General features: G+C 46.2%; 15 protein-coding genes and 1 pseudogene. 8 read left to right on the forward strand and 8 right to left on the reverse strand.

What is annotated here, in order from left to right:
* Positions 1-43 precede the first annotated feature (43 nt).
* On the reverse strand, positions 44-1,525 hold the full coding sequence (locus tag QUA25_RS08065) for a pitrilysin family protein (RefSeq protein WP_333036932.1): 1,482 nt from the start codon (positions 1,523-1,525) through the stop codon (positions 44-46).
* A 188-nt stretch (positions 1,526-1,713) separates the two neighbouring features.
* Positions 1,714-3,309: a pitrilysin family protein gene (locus QUA25_RS08070; protein ID WP_333036933.1), complete on the reverse strand. Its 1,596-nt coding sequence runs from the start codon at positions 3,307-3,309 to the stop codon at positions 1,714-1,716.
* Positions 3,310-3,591: 282 nt separating this feature from the next.
* Between QUA25_RS08070 and QUA25_RS08075 the strand changes: the two genes are divergently transcribed.
* Together QUA25_RS08075 and QUA25_RS08080 are read left to right on the forward strand one after the other, a co-directional pair.
* Positions 3,592-4,209 (forward strand): helix-turn-helix domain-containing protein, encoded by a 618-nt coding sequence (locus QUA25_RS08075; protein WP_333036934.1) that lies wholly within the window; start codon positions 3,592-3,594, stop codon positions 4,207-4,209.
* A gap of 24 nt (positions 4,210-4,233) precedes the next feature.
* Positions 4,234-4,755, forward strand: coding sequence for a GNAT family N-acetyltransferase (locus QUA25_RS08080; protein WP_333036935.1), 522 nt, complete (start codon positions 4,234-4,236; stop codon positions 4,753-4,755).
* An 8-nt stretch (positions 4,756-4,763) separates the two neighbouring features.
* On the opposite strand, the gene QUA25_RS08085 is transcribed toward QUA25_RS08080, so the two are convergent.
* A complete protein-coding gene (locus QUA25_RS08085) occupies positions 4,764-5,126 on the reverse strand; it encodes a hypothetical protein (protein ID WP_333036936.1) in 363 nt (120 codons plus the stop codon).
* A 75-nt stretch (positions 5,127-5,201) separates the two neighbouring features.
* Between QUA25_RS08085 and QUA25_RS08090 the strand changes: the two are divergent.
* A pseudogene (locus QUA25_RS08090) lies at positions 5,202-5,423 on the forward strand (TetR/AcrR family transcriptional regulator); the annotation flags it as partial.
* Between the two features lie 72 nt (positions 5,424-5,495).
* Here the strand turns inward: QUA25_RS08090 and QUA25_RS08095 are convergent.
* Positions 5,496-5,858 carry a hypothetical protein gene (locus QUA25_RS08095; RefSeq protein ID WP_333036937.1) on the reverse strand — a complete coding sequence of 121 codons (363 nt, stop codon included), beginning with the start codon at positions 5,856-5,858 and terminating at the stop codon, positions 5,496-5,498.
* A 120-nt stretch (positions 5,859-5,978) separates the two neighbouring features.
* On the opposite strand from QUA25_RS08095, the gene QUA25_RS08100 reads away from it, so the two are divergent.
* Positions 5,979-6,767 (forward strand): cobalamin biosynthesis protein, encoded by a 789-nt coding sequence (locus QUA25_RS08100; protein ID WP_333036938.1) that lies wholly within the window; start codon positions 5,979-5,981, stop codon positions 6,765-6,767.
* A 4-nt stretch (positions 6,768-6,771) separates the two neighbouring features.
* Here the strand turns inward: QUA25_RS08100 and QUA25_RS08105 are convergent, their stop codons facing one another.
* On the reverse strand, positions 6,772-7,140 hold the full coding sequence (locus QUA25_RS08105) for a phage holin family protein (protein ID WP_333036939.1): 369 nt from the start codon (positions 7,138-7,140) through the stop codon (positions 6,772-6,774).
* 109 nt (positions 7,141-7,249) lie between these two features.
* Between QUA25_RS08105 and QUA25_RS08110 the strand changes: the two genes are divergently transcribed.
* Entirely contained in the window at positions 7,250-7,747 is a 498-nt protein-coding gene (locus QUA25_RS08110; RefSeq protein WP_333036940.1) for a pentapeptide repeat-containing protein, read from the forward strand.
* Between the two features lie 147 nt (positions 7,748-7,894).
* On the opposite strand, the gene QUA25_RS08115 is transcribed toward QUA25_RS08110, so the two are convergent.
* Positions 7,895-10,096, reverse strand: coding sequence for a transglycosylase SLT domain-containing protein (locus tag QUA25_RS08115; RefSeq protein WP_333036941.1), 2,202 nt, complete (start codon positions 10,094-10,096; stop codon positions 7,895-7,897).
* 450 nt (positions 10,097-10,546) lie between these two features.
* Between QUA25_RS08115 and QUA25_RS08120 the strand changes: the two genes are divergently transcribed.
* The 3 genes from QUA25_RS08120 (at position 10,547) to QUA25_RS08130 (ending at position 15,925) form a co-directional block, all read left to right on the forward strand.
* A complete protein-coding gene (locus QUA25_RS08120) occupies positions 10,547-11,725 on the forward strand; it encodes a transposase (protein ID WP_333036942.1) in 1,179 nt (392 codons plus the stop codon).
* Between the two features lie 86 nt (positions 11,726-11,811).
* Entirely contained in the window at positions 11,812-13,290 is a 1,479-nt protein-coding gene (locus QUA25_RS08125) for a leucyl aminopeptidase (protein WP_333036943.1), read from the forward strand.
* A gap of 412 nt (positions 13,291-13,702) precedes the next feature.
* Positions 13,703-15,925 (forward strand): PAS domain S-box protein, encoded by a 2,223-nt coding sequence (locus tag QUA25_RS08130; protein WP_333036944.1) that lies wholly within the window; start codon positions 13,703-13,705, stop codon positions 15,923-15,925.
* Between the two features lie 129 nt (positions 15,926-16,054).
* On the opposite strand, the gene QUA25_RS08135 is transcribed toward QUA25_RS08130, so the two are convergent.
* Both QUA25_RS08135 and QUA25_RS08140 read right to left on the reverse strand, forming a co-directional pair.
* Entirely contained in the window at positions 16,055-21,895 is a 5,841-nt protein-coding gene (locus QUA25_RS08135; protein WP_333036945.1) for an AAA family ATPase, read from the reverse strand.
* A gap of 78 nt (positions 21,896-21,973) precedes the next feature.
* Positions 21,974-22,123, reverse strand: coding sequence for an ATP-binding protein (locus QUA25_RS08140; RefSeq protein WP_445242242.1), 150 nt, complete (start codon positions 22,121-22,123; stop codon positions 21,974-21,976).
* Between the last annotated feature and the right edge of the window lie 57 nt (positions 22,124-22,180).

Genomic DNA, 22,180 nt, shown 5'->3' on the forward strand with positions numbered 1-22,180 from the left:
GCCGTGTCCTTACTCGAATCTGCGAGTCCTAATCACAAATAAATTAAGTGGCTGGGGGAATTGTGATATCAACAGATTGCACTTTTACCGAAGTTCCCAAACTCGATAACGGCGGTTCAATTGCCGCACTATTTCCCACTACTAATGTTACCAAATTCTCCGGTTTCAAGTAAGTCTTAGCTACGCGCTGCACGTCGGCAATTGTTGCTGCTTCGATGCTACGGCGGTAGCGAAAAATGAAATCTTCGGGATAACCGTAGTATTCGTAGCGCATTAATCGCGACAAAGTTTGACTGGGATTTTCAAATTTGAAAATGAAAGAATTCAGGGTGGAATCTTTAGCAAAAGCTAATTCTGCCGGGGTAATTGGTTCGGTGCGGATACGATCGATCTCGGCGCGAATCGCCTGGATAAACGGTACTGTGGCATCCGATCGCGTTTGGCCTCCAGCGACAAACACCCCCGGATAGTCATATCTCGGACTCCAAGCCGCGTATACTGAATAAGCTAAGCCTTGGCGCGATCGCACGTTATTAAACAAACGGCCACCGAAACCATTGAGAACCCCGTTCATCACGTCCAAAGCACCGTAATCTGGACTGCTGAGCATTCCGCCCAAATGTCCCATTTGCACGTAACTTTGACTTAATTGCGGCTGATTTACCAAAAATATGCCGCCCCCATTTGCGGGCGATACGGTTGGTAGTGCAGGCACTTCTGCTTTTTGACTCGGTTGCCAGTTGCCGAATTTTTGCTCGACGAGCGATCGCATTTTAGCTGTATCAAAATCACCAGAAATACCCAAAATCATATTCTTGGGATGGAAATATTTCTGGTAGAAACTCACCACATCGTCGCGGGAAATATTGGCGAGGGTTTTGTATTCTACCGTGCGCGCGTAAGGACTGCGAGATCCATAAATTAACTTTTCAAACTCGCGGCCGGTAATATCGTCAGGATCGTCATTGCGGCGGGCGATCGCACCTTGAGTTTGATTCTTCGCTAAATCTAACTTTTCCTGAGCAAATATTGGCTCCCGAATCACTTCCGCAAATAAGTCAAACACGGGTTCCACATCTTCAGCTAAAGCACTAAAATTAGCGCTGCCCGAACTAACATCAATCCCCGTTTCTACGGAAGCTGCTCGCTGTTCTAGCAATTGATTTAGTTCATCAGCCGTATGTCGGCTCGTGCCCCCAGTTCGCATCACTTCTCCCGTCAATCCTCCCAATCCAATTTTCTCGGCAGGTTCAAAGCGCTCGCCAGTGCGAAATAGCGCAGTTCCCCCGACTAACGGGAGTTCCCGGTCTTCCATCAGATACACCCGGATGCCATTTTTTAGCTCGAATCGAGTATATTTAGGTAATTTAATTTCTGGCACCGCCGGGAATGTTAATTCGTCGTAGTGTTTGGGTGCCGCCGCAAAGGAAGGTAACAAATTAAACGTGCCCAGTGAAACAGTAAAAAAGCAAAGCGACAGCAGAAATAACTTTACTTTTTTCAGTCTCAATTTAGTCCTTTTCATTCTTTCTCCAATGTTTCATAAGTTGACAATTCGAGGCAGAGCCTCGCCCATATGCGTTCCCAGGCAGAGCCTGGAAACGAGTGTTTCTTCCCTCTTCCCTCTTCCTTCTTCCTTCTTCCGACGGACATCGGACTGACATCCGTTACATCCGTTACATCTTGTACAGTGCTCGTTGCCGAACCTTCTGATTAGAGTGGCAAAAGCTTACCAATCGTGCGATTTTCCGGGCGGAAAGTTGCCTGAGCGACACGCTGAATGTCAGCGGGAGTAACAGCCGCGATCGCATCCAATTCCTTGAACAAATTTCGCCACGAACCGGTGTTTACTTGATAGTCCACCAGCGAAAATGCCATGCCCATATTAGAATCGAGCGATCGCAACAAATCGGCTCTCGCCTGAGTTTTCACGCGATCCAATTCCAAAGCAGAAACCGGCTCAGTTTTCAGGCGCTCGATTTCCTTGCTCAAAGCTGCAGCTACTTCATCAACCGTACGACCCGGAGCAGTTTGAGCGTAAAATAACATCAAATTCGGATACTTTTCCCCCGGATAACCGCTGAAACCTTGAGCCGCGAGCGCCAATTGCTGTTGTTCTACCAAAGATTTGTAAAGCCGAGAAGTGCGGCCATCGCTGAGCAAAGAACCAATCATTTCATAAATCGCATTGTCGGGATGATTCATCGCCGGTTTGTGGTATCCTTCCAAATACCAAGGTTGAGTTTTTAATTTCAGCGTGACTTCCTGAGTTTGAGTTTGGGGAGGTTCGACAATCTGCAATTCTGGAGGCGCTGTTTTCGCCTTGTAACGGCCGAAATAAATTTGAGCGAGTCGCTTCACCTCCGAAGCTTTCACGTCTCCTACCACCGCCACAGTCAGCTTGCTGGGGACGTAGTGAGTCTCGAAAAACTTCTGCACGTCGCTGCGGCTGAGGTTTTTAATGTCTTCAGTGTAGCCAATTACGGGGCGGCGGTAGGGATGAGCAGAGAAAGCTTTGTTGGCAAAAACTTCAACCATTTGCCCGATCGGAGAATTCTCGGTTCGCAGCCTGCGCTCTTCTAAAATTACCTGTTTTTCTTTGTAAAATTCCCGAAATACTGGTTCTAGAAATCGCTCGGATTCCAGCGACATCCACATTTCTAACTTGTTAGCTGGAAGGCTGTAAAAATACATTGTGGCGTCGGTGGAAGTAGCGGCATTTAGTCCGACTCCGCCTGCTTGTTCCACTATTTTGCCGAGTTCATTGCGCTTGACAAATTGCGAAGCTTCGGCTTCAACTTTGTCAAATTCTGCTTTTAATTGGGCGACTTCTTCAATTTTGCCGCTGGCCTTGGCTGCTTGCATTTGCTCGAAGAGTTGGTCTTGTTTTTCTAGCAGCGGCTTTTCGGCTTGGTAGTCGGTAGTGCCGATTTTTGGCGTGCCTTTGAAGGCTAAATGTTCGAGATAGTGAGCGACACCTGTTTGACCTTCGGGTTCGTTTGCGCCGCCGACATCGGCGTGAATCAGAAACGATGCTACGGGGGCTCTGGGCCTTTCGAGTACGATGAATTTCATGCCGTTGTCGAGCTTAAATTCGCTGACTTGGCTGATTACTCGATCGAGCGACGGTTGAACAGAGACTGCTTGGGAGCCGCTAGCGGGGTTGGGGCGGGCGAGGGCGATTTCGGGAGAAATGCCCCACCACAGCAGTACAGCGGCCAGCAGGGAGGCGATGAATCGAGTTTGGCGATCGGGCGATTCCCTACGGGATAGCTTCGCTTCACGGGGTTTTTGGAACTGCGGGGTCATTCGATTTTGGATTTTAGATTTTAGATTTTGGATGGTCAAACAAAAAAATGTTTGTGCTCGGTGGCCAGAGATTCTTTTCTCAGGATAAAGATTTTTGGAGGCATAAGCGATCTGTTGCGCCGCAGATGTTAGGCTGATACAGCAAATCTCAAAAAGGGTCTGGGGCCCGGCGAGGAGTTTTAAGTTTGGGATAAAAGCCGCGCACAACTTAAAACTTAACATTATTTAGCGCTTCAGTCCCGAACCCGTAGTTCCAAGTCGCAAATTACCGATTGCAAAGCCATGCGAATTTTTAATCAGTCTCCTCCTTCTGAAACAGAAACCAAGAAGCGGATTTTACAAGCCGCTCAGCGGTTGTTTGCCCGCAGCGGATACGACGGCACGACAACTCGCGATTTAGCAGTGGCGGCGGGGGTGGCCGAGGGTACGCTATTTCGGCATTTTGATAATAAAAAAGCGATTTTGATTGAGGTGGCGACGGAAGGATGGGTGGAGTTGCTGACGGATTTGCTGACTGAATTAAGCGAGATGGGCAGTTACAAAGCAGTGGCTCAGGTGATGCGGCGGCGGATGCTGAATATCCGCGAGAATAGCGACATGATGCGGGTGTGTTTTTTGGAGGCGCAATTTCACCCGGATTTGCGCGATCGAATTCAATTGGAAGTCATCGGAAAAATGAGCGATGTTGCTGAGGCTTTTTTTGAAACAGCGATGGAAAAAGGAGTTTATCGGAAGATGAATCCGAAGATTGTCGCTCAGGTATTTTTGGGAATGTTTGCAGTCGCGGGTTTCAGTCAAAATACGATTATGGAGCCGAATGCTTCGCCGCAGCAAATGCAGGAAATGGCTGAAGGATTAGCCGATATTTTTCTGAATGGGGTTTTGGTCAAAGATGAATAATTAGGGCAACAGGGAAAAGTTGTTATGGGCAAAATTTTGCACTATTCTATTCGATCGCTAACCCAGGAAGACGAGCCTTTTCTCTGGCAAATGCTATATGAAGCGGCGCACATGGCAGAAGAAGGCGAATCAACGGTGCAAGCGGTTGTGAATCATCCTTTAATTGCGAAATATGTCAAGAATTGGGGACGTGCAAACGATCTGGGCTTCGCAGCGATCGAATTGAACGACAGCCAGCCAGTAGGAGCGGCCTGGCTGCGTTTGTTTACAGAGGATGACAAGGGCTTTGGCTGGGTTGACGATACTATCCCGGAATTGGCGATCGCCGTTCTTCCAGAATATACAAATCAGGGTGTAGGAACGCAGTTGCTCGATCGTTTGTTGTCAGCAGCAAAAGTCTCTTATCGATCGGTATCCCTGAGTGTCAGAAGCTCGAATCGAGCCCTGAGTTTGTACGAGCGATCGGGATTTAAAGTAATTGAGGGAAGCGAGACAATGAACCGCACAGGAGGGACATCATTCACCATGAAAGTGGATTTTAATTAAGTGAATTATTACTCGATAAAATCGTACATCTTTTGTACCCACTTCTCGCGATTATCCTGCCATTCATCTGTCACTACTTCCCAAGTTGTATTGCTTTCTAGTTCCAGCAATAGACTTGATACTTCTTCTAGCGTCGATGCTATATGACATTCTTCTACCCAACTTTCACGGATCATTTTCCAGAGACTTTGTACCGCTTCTCGCTGAAAATTTGATTCTAATTCAACTAGCAATTTTGCTAAATGTTTTTCGTCAATTGCTGCTGACACCTCGCTCATCCAACAGTTGCGACGTTCTTTCCATTCTTCCGTCACTGCGTCCCCGTTTAGGTGGGCTTGAAACTCTAACAGTAATTGGTTTAGTTCTACCATATTAAATTTTTTCTTGTTTGCAGTTTGTGCTATTTTTGTACAAATTTTAGTAATTTAGACTGTGGGTTTTTTATAATGAGCAATTTTGCTGAGGCTTTTTTGGAAACGGCGATGGAAAAACAAGTTTATCCAAAGATGAATCCGAAGATTGTCACTCAGGTATTTTTGGGAATGTTTGCAGTCGCGCCTTTCAGTCAAAATACGATTATGGAAGCGAATCCTTCTCGGTAGCAAATGCAGGAAATGGCTGAAGGACTCGCTGATATTTTTCTGAATGGGGTTTGGCAGAAAGATGAATCATTAGTCATTAGTCATGAGGAAATTTTAGAGCCTGAAAACGCAATATCTAAAGGCTCTGGCTCCTCGACACTACTCGTTAAACTTGTGCATTTGCTGTACCCAATTATCGCGATTCTGCTGCCATTCATCAGCCATAGCTTCCGAATTTATATTGGTTTCTAGTTCCAGCAATAAACTTGATACTTCTTGAACAATCGATGCTGCCAGACATTCTTCTACCCAACGGTTCCGACGTTCTTCCCACTGAATATCCACCGATTTACCCTGCAAGTGAGATTGCCATTCAACTAGCAATTCTGCTAGATAAGTCAGGTTAACTGATGCTGCCACATCGCTCACCCAACTTGGTCGGCGCTCTTTCCATTCTTTTTTCACTCCTTCCGATTTGAGGTTGCTTTCAAGCTCTAACACTAACTGATTTAGTTCTACCATCTTAAATGTTTGATTTTTTGTAGTTTGTGCTACAATTATACCAAAATTTTCACTAAACAGAGTGTTAATTTTTTTTTAAGATTGCGGTCGCAGTGAAACTACAGAATAGATAACTGAATAATGAGCGATGAATTCACTTTAGATATGCTAGACATTCCCAGCGGTTGGAGTCGAGGCGAAGGGGACTGGACTGGAGTAGCGGCAGCTCTTGCTGGAGGGGAAACTGTCGAAGTAATTCAAGAAGTTGGTTCTACTTTGTGGCAAAACAGTCTGCCAGAAAAACATTCTTTGTATTGGGAGGGGGAAAATCTCTCAACTATCAAAGCCCGAATTTGGATTAGTTTTACGCAGAGAAGATTTTCGCCGGAATCTGTTTTGCCAAAGGTTCAGTGGCATCCAAGAGTGTTGTGGATAGGGATAGGTTGTGAACGCGGAACAGGGCGAGAATTAATCGAAACAGCGATTAAACAAGTATGTCGCGCTAATCATTTAGCGGAAAGTGCGATCGCAGGTATTGCTACAATCGACACTAAAGCTGGTGAAGTCGGCTTGTTAGAACTTTGTCAAGCGCGAAACTGGCCGTTAAAAACCTTTGCTGCTGACATTTTAAGTTCCGTAGAAGTCCCCAACCCTTCAAATATTGTAGTCAAAGAAGTCGGCACGCCCAGCGTAGCAGAAGCTGCCGCACTTTGTGCGATCGAAGAAATTTTAACCGCAGATGAACACAAAGATACGCAGATATCCATCCACCATCTGCGTTCATCTGCGTTCATCTGCGGTTCACATCCCCTCTTAGTTCCTAAAAAAATATTTCGCAGCAAAAATCCCCCCCTTTCACAAGGAGGGGTTAGGGCGGGTTCTGCGGTAACAGTAGCGGTTGCAGTTTGCCCGATCGAGTATCTGGGATAATGTATTACTGAGACAAAGTATTGGCATTCACAAATCGACCAATCAACCCAGAAACAAATGACAACACAATGGAACCCACCAAAGCAGGCCAAAAACCGCCAACCACAAAGCCGATATTGAACGCACCCGCCAACCACGAAGCCAGGGAAAGCGAAATTGCATTCACAACGAATAAAAACAAACCTAAAGTAATAATCGTCAAAGGCAGCGTCAGCAATGTAAGAATCGGTCTGACAACCGCGTTCACCAATCCGATAACAACAGCAGCCAGCATCGCCGCCGGAAAGCTAACCACCGAAATACCTGGTACAATGTTAGCGGTAATAATCAGCGAAACCGCTGCTACTATCCAAGTTAAGAAAAAACTTAGCATATCTTTTTTTCCCTCTCCATCACTATTAATTAAGATTGTAACTGTTTAGTCGATCGACCAAAGTTCGGGATACACTACGAAATACCCACCTTGCGAGAATATCAGACTTATGAAACTCCGGCAACTAGCAGCATTCCTCTTGGCACTAACTATCTTCATCCTGCAGCAGCCAGCCCAGGCTCAATCTAAATATTACGCTCCGCCGTTGTCCTTTAGCAACGCCGAACTGACAAGACGCGATTTTTCGGGTCAAATGCTGCGCGCCGCTGAGTTTTCTAACGCTAATATGGATTTGACTAATTTTTCTAATGCCGATTTGCGAGGAGCAATTATGAGCGCTTCTGTGATGACTCAGGCGAATTTGCACGGAGCCAATTTAACTAATGCAATGATTGATCAAGTTAAATTTACTAATGCCGATTTAAGTGATGCAATTTTAGCCGAAACAATTTTGCTGCGTTCTACTTTTGAGGGTGTAGATATCACCGGCGCTGACTTTACAGACGCAATTATGGACGGCTCACAAGTTAAAGAATTGTGCACAAAAGCCAGCGGTATTAATTCTCAAACAGGGATTTCTACTCGTGATTCCTTGGGATGCCGCTGATTTATTTTATCATTCCATAATTTCACTGCTGGAATATTGGTAGGGGCGCGCTTGAAGCTCACCCCACAAAATCAATACACAAAATAAAGGTGTTTGTGGAACGGGCCGGAGAGTCCGTTTCTGAAAGCTTAGCCTAAACCCAATTTACTAAGGCTTTGCTTTTTTCTGAGCAGCCGCATAATGCTCACTCATTAACTGATTAACTTCTGGATTGTAAATCCGCAGATAATTCCAGTAATTCTCAAACACCGATTTCACGTATCCTTTCGTTTCAGGAAACGGAATCTTTTCCGCAAAAGCATCCGGGTCATTAAAATTAAACCTCTTCAACCAATCTGATACTGCATTTGGCCCGGCATTATAACTCGCCACAGCTAACATCGAGTTATTCTTGTACTCGTCGTGAGTGTGATCCAAATACCACGTACCGAGTTTAACGTTGTCGTCCACATTCTCCAATGAATACTTTTTGAGGCTGATTTGAGAGGCAACCCAAGCTGCTGTTTCCGGCATTACTTGCATTAAACCTGTGGCGCCAACTGATGATTTGATTGCGGGCATAAATCGCGATTCTTGCCGGATTAATGCTGTTACTAATACGGGATTTATTTTGCGTTCTTGCGACCACTTGACAATGGTTTCTAAGTAAGGAAAAGGATAAAGTGCTTGCCAATAAATCGGTTGCTGTCTGAGTTCGAGGTATTGGGTTCTATCATCTGGTTTATCGCGCTGCCGCAAACTCCCAACCATCCACAAACCGTCTAAATTGTCTCCGACTCCTACTCGCATTAAACCGTCGGTAAACTGTTCGGCAATACTTGGTTCTACGCGATCGATAAATTCTATTTGCCACAGCGTCCAGGCATCTCTATCTTGACCTAATTGATAGAGTTCTTTCAACGCAGGAGAACCCGCAGTTGGTTCGGGGCGCTGAGGGGGCCGCACTACATTGGGAGACAAATCTCGGACTGTGGTAAAGTCGCCGACTGGCCAGCCAATAAGTACAGCCGATCGCCACGCAAAATATGATTCTGGATAGCGTAAGATCGTGTAGTCAAATGCAGTCTTGGCGTCTTGTTGCCGACCGAGTTGCTGTGCCCATTTCCCGACCCAAAATGCGGCTTCTGGAGCTTGTTCGCTGTCGGGATTGTGGGTGGTTAATTCTCTTGCCCACTGCCAAGCTGATTTTAAATCTCCGCCTTTGGCAAACTGCTGGGCGATCGTCCACCGCAATTCGCCTGCTTTATCAGAATTATTGTATTTTGTCAAGAGCAACTTGCGGGTATCTGAGGCGGATTGACCGCTGCGTGCTTTGTCGAGAATTTGCGATTTATCTAACAAAGCTTCGGGGGCATAATTGGGAAATTTGCTAATAACTCGATCGAGCAAAACGATCGCTTCTTTCGGTTCGCTCAGCCGCGATAGCCGAATTAAACCCAAACCAGTATCTTCGGCATCGGGAAACTCGCGCACTAATTCTTGATAGGCAATTCTCGATTCCGGGATTTTTCCGTCGAGCCACAAACCGCGAGCTTTGCGGTAAAGATTTTTGGCGTTGCGGGGAGCTTTCCCATAAGCAATAGCTCCTTTGCCGTAATCTTGTTTTTCCCAATAGCCAAAGGCAATTTCTTCCCAATCTTCCGGTTTCAAAGCGGCGCTGTTTCGCTGCACAAGTTGTTCCAAAATTGTCCCGTAATCTTTGACATAATGACCGTGTTTTGCTACGAGCAGCATCAACTGCGGCTGATTGGGATTTTCTTTTAACTTGCGGAGGGCAATTTCTACGCTGCGGGGATGACCAGGAAAGTCAGTAATTGCCTGTTGCCAATATTCCGGTTTTGACTTGCCTAAAACATATAAAGCTTCTGCTGCTACGGGGTCGCTCGGATAGTTTTTGAGCAGTTCCTGCCAAGCTTTTTGGGCTTTGCCTTTGTCGCCGCTCAATTGGTAAGCTTGCGCCGTTTTTAGGGCAATGTGAGCAGCTAAAACCGGATATTCTTGCTCTAATTTGTCCAATAATTTTAATGCTTTGGCGGCATTTCCTTGCTGGATTAAATCGCTGGCAAGCAGGTAGCGGGCGCGGCTTTGAGGGGAGATTTCCTGCTGCGGGTTCGTACTTGCAGACTGACTGGTTGCGAGTTCAACTAATTTCGCCGATCGCTCGCTCGGTGACAGCGACACCAGCATCTTGACTTCCGATTCGGAATTCGCTGCATTCAGGGGCTGCTGAGCCTTCTGGACCGAGCCAAAACCCATCCATTTCATCGCAGCAACCAAAGAGCCGATCGCAATAACGCAAACTGAAACGCTGATTAAAACAGAAAATCGGGCCCGGCGTCGTTTTAGCATGGGAAAATTTAAGAGAATAACAATAGATAAGCGATCGTTTGTCAAAAGCCATCAGAGGCAGGATGGGTGTTCCACGCCATCACAGGCAGGAGACCTGTTTAACGAGAAATAAATGTTAAGAGTGGGGCAAAAACGGACAGCCGACCCCCAAACAGATGATTGAGATTGGTGGAAGATCCGATCGCAGGCGGACTTGGCTGATATAGTAGCAGAATTTATTTTGATGTGGAGCGGAAAATTTGTGCGATCGATCTATTTGCCCGCACAAAGGAAAAACGACAAACCACTAACTACCAAAACTTATGCTTAGAGCCTCCGTGCTGGGGCCGGGGGAGGAAAGCTAACAACAGGCTGTCTTCCCGCAGTATGGGTCGGATCTTTAACCATTCTTCATATCCTACGACTATTTGCAGGATACAATTAACAGGTCAAGTTAAGGTCGTTCTTAATATGGCTCAGCTAACACTAACGTTAAAGCTTCCGTTTCACAGGTTGAATGCCTGCAAAGCACTTGAATTTGAGCGGCTCACCGCCGTCAATACGGCTGTTGCAAATGATTTGCTGGCAGTTGACAACAAGGAGCGTAAAAAGCTGACGAGTGCCGCGTTTAGACATATTGAGATTGGATCGATGTGGATCAATCAAACCATTCGGAACACCCATGCAAAAACTAAGGTGAAGCACTTTAAGCAAATGTGGCTTGAAGTGAACAACCAAGGTTATGAGGTTCTCAAGTCTGGCAATTTATTCACTGTGTCTTTCAGTCTCTATCGAGGGCGGAAAGGAAGAATTCCTCTTGATGTTCATGCCGCCTCGCATACCGAAGTTTTGGATAAAGCGATCGAAGGTTCTGTCAAATTAGGCAGTCTGAAGCTATGCAAGTCCAAAAAAGGTGTTTGGTATGCACTCATTTCTGTATCGATGGAAGTTCCCGATGCAGGTGATGTTAAAGGTTGGATTGGAGTCGATCGAGGACAAAACAATATTGCAGTCGCAGCACTGCCCAACTCCTTCGGCAAGTTCTGGAATGGTCGCAAAGTTAAAGCCGCCCGACGACGGTTTCAGAAAACCCGTAAGGTTCTCCAAGAAGCGAAAAAGCTGAATAAGGTTAAGCAGCTAGAATCGCGTGAGCGTCGCATCATGACGCAGATCAATCACGAGATTTCTAGGCAGTTGGTTCAGTTTGCTTCATACTTCGGAATGGGATTGCGGTTTGAGGATCTTTCTGAAATCAGAAGTACCTCAAAGCAACGCAAGAAAACCAAATCGGATGCAGCTCAGAACCGAGATGCTTGGGCGTTCTATCAGCTTGAAATCTTCACCCGCTATAAAGCGATTCGTGCAGGTGTTCCCGTTGAGTCGGTGCCGGCACCCTATACCAGTAAATCGGATCATCGAAATGGTGTTATCGGCAAACGAGTCAAGCACCAATTCAAAGGATTTGATGGGTATCGCTGTAACGCGGACTGGAACGCTTCGCAAAATATTGGGCAGTGGGTAGGATTTGCGTGTCCTTTGAATCTTCAGAAAGCGGTATCTGCAATGGAAATCGTTGATTCAGAGGATGGGGTCAATGACAGTCCCTTAACTGGTGATGCGTCTTTGACGACGGCTTCAGCCTCGTCTTAGACAACCGCTAGAATCCCTCGCGCTTGGGCCGGGGGAGTGTCAAAAAGTACAATCTAAAGTCTAAAATCTCAACTCTAAATCAAAACATGGAATTTCTAGTCACCGATACGCCCCGCTCTGTTTGGACCGGAGACGCCTTGGCAATTGGTCTATTTGAGGACGCCCTGGAACTCACCGGCGATCTGGCACAATTAGATGAAAAGCTTGCAGGCACTTTGAAAGAGCTGCTACTGGAAGTAGATTTTAAGGGCAAAGTGGGTACGAGCGCCATCACCCGCGTCGGCGGCAATAATCCCATTCGCAAAATTGCGATCGTGGGTTTGGGCAAAACAGAGGACTTAAAATTAGACACCGTGCGGCAAGCTGCGGGCGTTTGCGCCAAGTTAGCCAAAAAAGAGAAATGCAAAACTCTCGGAATTAGCTTTCCGGTGTGGAAAAACGCGCCGGATTCTACAGCAAGCGCGATCGCCGAAGGTGTAGAACTCTCCCTGAATCAAGACAACCGTTTCAAATCGGAACATGAAGACAAAAGCCCGCAACTCGAACAAATTCATTTGCTCGGTTTTGCCGGTACCGAAAGTGCGATCGCCCGCGCCCGCCAAATCACTGCCGGAGTCATTTTAGCACGCGAATTAGTCGCAGCGCCGGCAAATTTTGTCACCCCAATTACCATGGCAGAAACTGCTCAAAGTCTGGCTGCAGAATGCGGTTTAGAATTAGAAATACTGGAGCGGGAAGACTGTGAAAAACTAGGAATGGGAGCCTTTCTCGGCGTAGCCCTAGCATCGGATTTACCACCCAAGTTCATCCATTTAACTTACAAACCAGAGGGCACACCGCGCCGCAAAATAGCAATTGTGGGCAAAGGATTGACCTTTGATTCCGGCGGTTTGAACATCAAAGGTGCGGGCAGCGGCATTGAAATGATGAAAATAGATATGGGCGGCGCTGCGGCTACTTTGGGAGCGGCAAAGGCGATCGGACACATCAAACCCGATGTGGAAGTTCACTTTATCAGCGCCGTCACTGAAAACATGATCAGCGGCCGCGCCATGCGCCCTGGAGACATCCTTACAGCTTCCAACGGCAAAACAATTGAAGTCAACAATACCGATGCAGAAGGCCGTTTAACCCTGGCTGATGCGTTGGTATTTGCTGATAAATTGGGAGTTGACGCGATTGTCGATTTAGCAACTCTAACCGGGGCCTGCGTAATTGCTTTAGGCGACGATATCGCGGGTTTGTGGAGTCCTCAAGATAGCGTCGCCGCCGAAATAGTCGCCGCCTCAGAATTGGCCGGCGAAAAATTTTGGCGAATGCCGATGGAAGAAAAATATTTTGAGGGCTTGAAAGCATTGCACGCCGACATGAAAAACACAGGTCCACGTCCCGGCGGTTCGATTACAGCGGCGCTATTTTTGAAGCAGTTTGTAAAGGATACTGCATGGGCGCATTTAGATATTGCCGGTCCGGTTTGGAGTGACAAAGAAAATGGCTACAATGGCCCTGGGGCTACCGGTTTTGGAGTTCGGACTTTGGTGCATTGGGCGCTGGGCGGTGCTTAAGTGTGGATTTCCAGCGCAAAAATTGAGATTTTCTCTGCCTTAAAAGTCTGCTAGTCCATCTGTGAGCCAGGGGTTAAAAACTCCTGGCTCACTGCTTAAGTAATCTAAAAGAAAATTTAATAGCGATCATTAACAATTTAAATGTTTCTGAATCAATAGGTAGGCGAACCTATGTATTCCGTCACAGGGAGCAACGTAAGCGTTGCTAGCCGTGACGCTCACCATTGCTCATACTTGGGAAAAGCTTCGTTCCTAGGGCCCCACCTCGATAGTTTTGAGATTTCCTGAAAAAATAGCTGTTTCATAAAAAATGAAAAAAGTATATAATTATGTAAATATTTCACTAGCCGAAATCAAATAATTAGATTTGATCTGATTTGCATTGGTACAGATAATTTTTTTCTTGAACTTTATGCAAGAACAATTAACAATTTTTTTTTCCACACTTGCTGTATCTTCTACACTCGCCTGCAACGTGGTGCCGGAGTTGCGATTGTACGCTGTTTTTGACTCGCTGACGGCACTGGCTTATTGCTCGATCGCCCTATCTTTAGTTTATTTTACCCGCCAAGGTTCTCACCGCAAGATTTTCCGGGTATTTGCCGTTGTTTTTTTTGCCTGGGGCGCTGCTAAATTGACGGAAGTTTGGACGCTGTGGCACTCGATATATTGGCTGTCAGTAACTCTCAAAGCTGCAAGTGCTTTGATTGCGTGGTTTTTAGTCGCAGTCGCCCTTGCCCTCATGCCCAAAGCACTTGCCGAGTCTGGTTTTAATCAAAAAGAAAAACTTCAAAAACAGTCGTTAAAACAGGTAGAGGAACATCAGCACCACCATGATATCCAGAAAGGAGAATTGGCAAAACAAGCGCTCAATTTTTACCCTTCAGATACTATTGTCGATCGCACTTTAGCTCTCAATTCGCTTAATGAACAGTTAGAAAAAGAAATTGCCGATCGCCAACGGGTTGAGGAAAAGTTGCAACTGACTCAATTTGCGATCGACCGATCTGCAGATGCGATATTCTGGATCGGGCCCGACGGTAAATTTTTGTACGTCAACGACGCTGCTTGCACTTCATTGGCATATTCTGCTGCAGAATTGCTCTCGATGACCGTGCACGACATCAATCCAGATTTTCCCCAAACTGCTTGGAGTTTGCACTGGAAAGTCTTAAAACGCTGCGGTTCGGTTAATATTGAAGTTCACCACATCACTAAGTACGGTCGCATTTTTCCGGTAGAAATTACGATAAACCATTTGGAATTTAACGGCAAAGAATATCAGTGCGCGTTTGCTCGTGACATTAGCGAACGCAAGCGGATTGAGGCCGCTTTGCGAGAAAGGGAAGAAGAGTTTAGGTCATTAGTTTCTAGCATTCCCGGTGCGGTTTACCGGTGCAGTGCTGCTGGGCGATCGAGCCTAACTTTTATCAGCAGTGGCATAGAAGCTATTTCCGGCTATCCTGCCGCTAACTTTATGCAAAAACCGGTGCAGGCTTTTCCGAGTATAGTTCATCCCGATGACGCTGAGCAGATCGAGACAATTATCGATCGGGCTATTAAGACAAAACAACCTTACATCATCGAATATCGCCTGATGCACTGCGACGGAAATGTGCGGTGGGTTGCAGAGAAAGGTCAAGCCCTTTTCAACGCAGCCGATGAAGTTGTATCCCTCAACGGCGCCATTTTTGACATAACAGAACGCAAAGCAGCGGAGGATGCTTTGCGGCTCTCCGAGGCGATCGCCAACAACAGAGCCCAGCAGCTAGAAATCGCTCTCAAAGAACTTAGAGAAACTCAAGCTCACCTAATTCATACCGAAAAAATGTCAAGCCTCGGTCAAATGGTAGCTGGAGTAGCTCACGAAATTAATAACCCTGTCAGTTTTATCTACGGCAATATTTCCTACGCCAGCCAATATATCCGAGACTTGTTGCAGCTTGTGGAACTTTATCAAAAACACTATCCTCAGCCCGTGGTAGAAGTTCGAGAATGTATTGACAAGATCGATTTAGAATTTCTGAGAGAAGATTTACTAAAAATATTATCTTCGATGAAAATGGGAGCCGATCGCATTCGCGAAATAGTTCTGAGCTTGCGAAATTTCTCGCGTTTAGACGACTCGGTAAAAAAACCTACGAACCTTCACGAAGGCATAGATAATACCCTCTTAATATTGCACAACAAACTCCGAGCCAGAGGCGACTATCCAGAAATAAAAATAATCAAAGATTACGGTCAACTTCCTTTAATAGAATGTTATGCAGGTCAGCTCAATCAGGTCTTTATGAATCTGCTTAGCAACAGTATTGACGCATTGGAAGATGCTTGCAACCAAAAAAGGCGATCTGCGGCGGTCGGCGACGATTGGAAACCAACTATTAGCATTCGCACAGAAGCCCTAAACGAAAATAGTATTTGCATCCGCATTGCCGATAATGCGATCGGCATGACAGAAGACGTGCGTAGCCGATTATTTGACCCGTTTTTCACGACAAAACCGATGGGAAAAGGCACTGGTTTGGGGTTAGCCATCAGTTACCGAATTGTCGCAGAAAAACACGCCGGAGCCTTGAGCTGCCGTTCTACCGTAGGAGAAGGTACGGAATTTGCGATCGAGATTCCTTTATAAATTAGTGCGAGGGACGTATCAAGAATTTGGCAGAAGTTATCGCTTACTATAAAGTGTAAAGTAGGGTGTAAAAAACTTTCTATTTTCAAGAAAAATTCCAAAATTGGCTATAAATTACCCAGCTAATGCTCAACATGGCAATGAAATTATAAATTCTGTACCGCGACCTAAATTTGAGTTGACTTCGAGCATACCAAAGTGTTGCTCAACTACAATCAACCGTGCGATCGCCAATCCTAATCCCGTTCCTTTCCCTACCGCTTTCGTCGTAAACAAATGATCGAATATTTTCTCTTTGACTGATTCAGTCATACCCTTTCCATTATCAGTAATGGTAATTTTCGCCTGGTTATCTTCTAGTGAGGTTGTAATTGTAATGCAGTTGGGATTCGCCTGAATTTCCGCAAAACTTCGACCAGTATTTGATTCATCTAACGCATCGATCGCATTGGCTAGAATGTTCATAAATACCTGGTTAAGCTGTCCGGGGAAGCATTCGATCTCCGGAATATTGCCGTAGTCTTTCACTACTTCAATGGCGGGTCGCTCATCGTTCGCTTTCAATCGATATTTGAGAATTAAGAGCGTACTATCTATGCCCTCGTGGATGTTGAAGGGCGCTTTATAGTCTTTGTCAGCTCTAGAAAAGGTGCGGAGCGAAGTGCTGATACTTTTAATGCGATCGCATCCCACTTTCATGGAGTCAATCATTTTAGGCAAGTCTTCGATGATATAGTCTAAATCGATATCTTCGGCATGGTCTGCAACCTCTGTTTCTGGAGCGCGATCGCGATAGAGATTGAGATGCTCCACTAAGTCTTGCACCGTTTGCTGGGTTTCATTCAAATTGCCCCAAATAAAGCCGACGGGGTTATTGATTTCATGAGCAACACCTGCTACCAGATTTCCCAGTGATGCCATTTTTTCGCTTTGCACCATTTGCAGTTGGGTGTTCTGCAAATCTGCCAGAGTCTGTTCGAGTTCCTGTGATTTTTGAATCACACCTGCTTCTGCTTGCTTGCGATCGGTAATATCAATCAGCATTCCATCCCAAACGGTTTCTCCGTCTTCTCTACGTTCTGGCTGAGCAGCGGCTTTCACCCATTTCACTTTCCCACTGGGAGTAATAATCCGCCACTCATGTTGAAATGGGGTGAGCGTTTGAGCGGACTCGATAACTGCCCGAAACGCCTCTGCTCGATCGTCGGGATGTTCAAAATCGCGTAGGCTGTATTTTCCTACTATCATATCCTCTGCCGCCACTTCATAGAGTGTTTGACATCCAGAACTGACGTAGGGCATTGAAGCAGAACCATCGGCTTGAATCCGAATCTGATAAATCAAGCCAGGCACGTTGTTGGCAAGTTTCTGAAAGCGGGCTTCACTAATCTTTAACTCTTCCAGAGACTGTTCTAGCTGTTGAGCATAGTTCTGCGATCGCTCGTAAAGTCGAGCATTTTCTAAGGAAATTGCTGCTTGAGCGCAGAGTAAGTTAAGTAGTTCAACGCGATCGCTCGTGAACGCCCCCGTTGCTAAATTATTCTCTAGATATAAAATGCCCATCAACTTACCTTGATGCAAAATCGGGCTACACAAGATACTCTTCGGCTGCTGACGCATGATATACGGGTCATTGGCTAAAGTAGGATCGGCACTGGCATCAAGTAGCACAACAGTCTGCCTGTCACGCTTGACTTTGTAAATCAGCTTCAGGGGAATTTCTTGACTCTCTTCAACCAGAAGGCGCTGCAACACGACTGGCTCTTTCCCTACAGTAATTGACCCTTTGATCAGCAGGCGATCGTCTCGCAACAGCATTAACACGCATTTATCGGCTCCAGCATTTTCGATGACGATCGAAAGTAACGATGAAAGTAGTTTTTCCAGTTCGATTTCACCGGAAATAGCATGAGAAGCTTTGAGGATGGCACAGATGTCGAGGGAATTGGAGACACTGAAGGAGGAAGTGGTGGAGGTGACGGTTCCTACTGCAAAGACGGTTTCGTTGACCGAGAGGGCAGAGTGAGCTTGCCCAAGGATAGCAGCCAGCAGTTGCGGGTAGCGACGTTCTACGTCTGCAACTTTGGCTTTGGCTCCCCAGCGAGCATAGCCGTAGTAGGCTTGGGTCATGTATTCCTGGGCGATGCGCTCTTTGTTCCATTCCAGATAGAACTTAGCACTTAGTTCATTGCCTAAAGCTGCTTCGTGGATGAATTGGTGTTCTTGAGCCAGCGCGATCGCCCGATCGTAATGCTCAATGGCAGCGGCTTTGTCACCCAACACCCGATATCGCTCTGCTTCCACCAGATGCCATTTGTGCAAGTGATTCATCGGGGCATTGTGCGCCGATTGGTGCAGAGCCGCTTGATGGGTAGCAACCACAGTCAACAGTTCAGTTTGCTCTGGTTCTGACCCGGTGGGGAAGAGTGCCAGATGCGTCAGCGCCGCATAGAAATGGAAAATGGGAATAAAAACCGTTCCCGATAGTACCATCCAACAGGGCTGGAGTTGGATGAGGATATCGAGAGCAGCCGGATAATTGCCGCATGAGTAGGCAAGCAGCAGTTTGAAGATGTAGACAACGACAATCATCATGAGTTCGTTATCCTGCTGGTGCTTGGGCAGCATCACGGTTTCATCATAGGCAGTACCAATTAGGCGATCGGGCTGGCTCACCGTTTCTCGCAAATTCTGTACCGTTTGCCACGTCATGTCCAAAAGAAAACCCGCCGAATCATTGTTCATCTGAGCCATAGCAGCACTGTAAGCTGCCAATTCGGGTTCTAACATATCTAGCTCTACACCTGCGAAAAAAGCCAGATGGGAGTAGCTTCCTATGTCGTAGCCGGCACTGAGCAGATTACCTGTTTCCATACCTGCCTTGTAACTCTCTTTCAACGTCACAAGTGCTGCCCGCAAAGCTTCCTGGTGAGGTTGAATGAAAAACCCAAACATCCCCAAAGTGATGCACTTCATACTTTGAGTAGTCACCTGCTCCAGCATTGAGAGTGCTAATCGACCAAACTTATAGCCAGTTTCGACTTCGCCGAAAAAGGCACACAGTACCATGCTGTGAACCACATAGCCGATCGTTGAAGCGGGGGCATTACCAAACTCCAGGGATAACCGCACCATCGTCGCGCCCAACAGAGGCAGCAATGCCGGCATCCCCTGGTACACGGGTGAAAATAACCTTCCTAACAGTTGGATGGCGGCTTGAGCATTGGGGTCGCTCATCGCGGGCAAATCAACCAGTTCGGCAATTTCTCTGCCCTGGAGTTGCTCCTTAAGCTGCTGTAAAGCACTGCCAATCCTGGCTGAGTCTGCTTCTGTCGGAAACTCTACCCCCAATTGCTTCAACGCCTTTGCACCGACTGCGATCGCCTGCAATGTTTGGTTGCGAGCCGTGTGTGCTGCGATTTGAATTTCGTAGATTTTCACTGTGTGGAGAATCGTCTGTGCCTGCTGCAAGACGAATGTGGCAAGCTGCTCCATGCCCTCAAAGTCACTATTCAAGTAACTGGCTTCGGCGGCGGCTACATACAGATTGAGCGTCAATTCGTACTGAGTTTCCCAGCAGTCTGGCGAAAGTAACTCCAACCCGCTTTGCAAATAAACCTTTGCCGCAGCATAAGCGGTCGCACTTCTGGCCTTAGTTCCCGCTTTCAAGTTCAGTTGTGCTAGAGCTTGCCGTTCCTCCGGTGGCGCGATTAACTCAATGGCTAAATTCAAATGCCCGACAATATCAAATAACTTGTCTTCTCGGTCTATTTCTGAGAGTTTTTGCTGGAGCAGTTGTCCAATTTGCAGGTGGGTTGCTTGTTTGTTGTCAGCGGGAATTAAAGAATAGGCGGCTTGCTGGACGCGATCATGCAAAAATCGATAGGTCGGATTAACAGTATCCTCTGCCTCAGACTGTCCCGCACCCTGAAAAAACTTGTAAATCTGACTCGTGGGTAAAATCAAGCCTTCCTGCAAGGCTTTCCACAATGCTGTTGCGGCATCGGTTGGCGATCGTTGTGAAACGATCGCCAATGTTTCCAGATCGAACTGTGCCCCCACACAAGCAGCTAGCTTCAGTATCTCTTGAGTGGCTTCTGGCAACTTTTGTAATTGCAGCGCCATGAACTCCACCACATCCGAAGTGAGCCAGAGCGATCGCACTGCTACCATATCGCACTGCCAGTGTCCGACTTGCAGATCGTAGGCAATGTAGCCCTCCTGATGCAGGGTTTTGAGAAACTGCGTGGCAAAGAAAGGGTTGCCTTTGGTTTTTTGATAGATTAACTCTGTCAGCGGTTGCGCTAGAACTGTGGAACAACTGAGGGTGTCGGCAACCAAACGATTGATGTGAGATTGACTTAACGGGGTGAGGGTAAGGGTGCTGATAGTTGCTGAGTCTTTCTTCATCTCTTCCAATGTCAGCATTAGTGGATGAGCGGGGAAGACTTCATTATCTCGGTATGCCCCGATCGTTAGCAGATAGCCCACCTCGCTTTGACTCAGCAACACTTGCATCAAGCTCAATGAGGCTGAATCTGCCCACTGCAAGTCATCGAGGAACATCACTAAAGGATGTTCTGCTTTAGCGAATACGGCAATGAATTTCTGGAATAGCAAGTTGAAGCGGTTCTGGGCGGCACTACCTGAAAGTTCAGGGGCAGCAGGTTGTTTGCCGATAATCTGTTCGAGTTCGGGAATGACTTCAATTAGGACTTGCCCGTTCTCACCCAAAGCTGAGAGGATTTTGTCTTTCCACTGCGCCACCTGAGTATCACTTTCACTCAATAGTTGTCCCATCAAGTCCTGGAAGGTTTGCACAAAGGCACTCAACGGGATGTTGCGGTTGAACTGGTCATATTTACCTTTGATGAAGTAGCCGCGTTGCCGCACAATGGGTTTATGAACTTCGTTGACGACGACGGTTTTGCCAATTCCAGAAAAACCTGCCACTAGCATCATTTCTGTTGCGCCTAAGCTGACTCTTTTAAAGGCTTGGAGCAGGGTTGCTGCGTCGGTTTCTCGTCCGTAGAGTTTGTCGGGGATGATGAAGCGATCGCTCCTATCCCGTTGTGCAATTTTAAAGCTCTGAATTTTCTCAATTTTTTGTAGTTGATGTAAACATTTTTTTAAATCATATTTCAGTCCTAATGCACTTTGATATCTATCTTCGGCGTTTTTTGCCATCAATTTACTGACAATCTCTGAGACTACCGAGGGGAGTTGTGGGTTATTTTCATGTACTAATGGTGCTGCTTTGGCAATATGACAATGTACCAACTCCATTGGGTCATTTGATTCAAATGGTAATTTCCCTGTGAGTAATTCGTAGAAAGTCACACCCAAAGAATAAAAGTCTGTCCGGTAGTCAATCCCCCGATTCATTCGACCAGTTTGTTCTGGGGAAATATAAGCAAGTGTCCCTTCTAATACATTGGGATTTATCAAGGTTTGTGTTTCTCTTGGAAGTAAAGACGCAATACTAAAGTCAATTAATTTGACTTGTTTGGTTTCGGGATTAATTAAGATATTGCTGGGCTTTATGTCTTTGTGAATGATGCACTTTCGGTAGAGAATATCTAAGGTATTGCAAAGAGCGATCGCGATTTCCAAAAACTCTCTCAAAGATAGTGCGTTTTTCCCTTTAATCGCCCATTCCTGAAGCGAAATTCCCCCAAAGTCTTCCATGACTAATGCATAGCCATTTCGAGAGGGTTCGAGACTATACGTTTGGATAATTCCGGGTTGACAAAGGTTTTTAGCAATGGTATATTGATTGCGAAATTGCACCAGCTCGCTAAAGGTGGGATACTCGTTTTTCAGCAGTTTGATAACGACAGGTAATCGGTCACTGGTACGGATGGCCCGATAAACTAAGGTGCGACTTCCTGAATAAACTGTTTGGAGAATTTGATAGTTAGGAATTTGAATGCTTGTGTTTGGGTTACGGTTTTGGTGAGAGTTATTCATGGTTGTTGTTATTTAATAATTGGTGGGTTAACGAGCGGTTAAATGTGTCTGAAGAAGAGAAAAAAATTAACTTTTTTGTTAGGCGTTAGTGGGTAAGGTGATGATAAATTCTGTTCCGGCTCCCTGTCGAGAGTTGATGTGAATAGAACCGCTATGTTTTTCAAAAACGATTTGACGTGCGATAGCCAATCCTAAACCCGTTCCTTTGCCCACTTCTTTCGTCGTCAATAAATGATCGAATATTTTTTGTTTTACATCCCAACGGGCGTAGCAGTAAGAAGCTAC

This window comes from Microcoleus sp. Pol17C6 (assembly GCF_036701145.1).
In the GTDB taxonomy this organism is placed as follows: Bacteria; Cyanobacteriota; Cyanobacteriia; order Cyanobacteriales; family Microcoleaceae; genus Microcoleus.

Coding starts and splice junctions, on each gene's coding strand:
- QUA25_RS08065 (WP_333036932.1), bottom strand. CDS start 1,525: ATGAAAAGGACTAAATTGAGACTGAAAAAAGTAAAGTTATTTCTGCTG.
- QUA25_RS08070 (WP_333036933.1), bottom strand. CDS start 3,309: ATGACCCCGCAGTTCCAAAAACCCCGTGAAGCGAAGCTATCCCGTAGG.
- QUA25_RS08075 (WP_333036934.1), top strand. CDS start 3,592: ATGCGAATTTTTAATCAGTCTCCTCCTTCTGAAACAGAAACCAAGAAG.
- QUA25_RS08080 (WP_333036935.1), top strand. CDS start 4,234: ATGGGCAAAATTTTGCACTATTCTATTCGATCGCTAACCCAGGAAGAC.
- QUA25_RS08085 (WP_333036936.1), bottom strand. CDS start 5,126: ATGGTAGAACTAAACCAATTACTGTTAGAGTTTCAAGCCCACCTAAAC.
- QUA25_RS08095 (WP_333036937.1), bottom strand. CDS start 5,858: ATGGTAGAACTAAATCAGTTAGTGTTAGAGCTTGAAAGCAACCTCAAA.
- QUA25_RS08100 (WP_333036938.1), top strand. CDS start 5,979: ATGAGCGATGAATTCACTTTAGATATGCTAGACATTCCCAGCGGTTGG.
- QUA25_RS08105 (WP_333036939.1), bottom strand. CDS start 7,140: ATGCTAAGTTTTTTCTTAACTTGGATAGTAGCAGCGGTTTCGCTGATT.
- QUA25_RS08110 (WP_333036940.1), top strand. CDS start 7,250: ATGAAACTCCGGCAACTAGCAGCATTCCTCTTGGCACTAACTATCTTC.
- QUA25_RS08115 (WP_333036941.1), bottom strand. CDS start 10,096: ATGCTAAAACGACGCCGGGCCCGATTTTCTGTTTTAATCAGCGTTTCA.
- QUA25_RS08120 (WP_333036942.1), top strand. CDS start 10,547: ATGGCTCAGCTAACACTAACGTTAAAGCTTCCGTTTCACAGGTTGAAT.
- QUA25_RS08125 (WP_333036943.1), top strand. CDS start 11,812: ATGGAATTTCTAGTCACCGATACGCCCCGCTCTGTTTGGACCGGAGAC.
- QUA25_RS08130 (WP_333036944.1), top strand. CDS start 13,703: ATGCAAGAACAATTAACAATTTTTTTTTCCACACTTGCTGTATCTTCT.
- QUA25_RS08135 (WP_333036945.1), bottom strand. CDS start 21,895: ATGAATAACTCTCACCAAAACCGTAACCCAAACACAAGCATTCAAATT.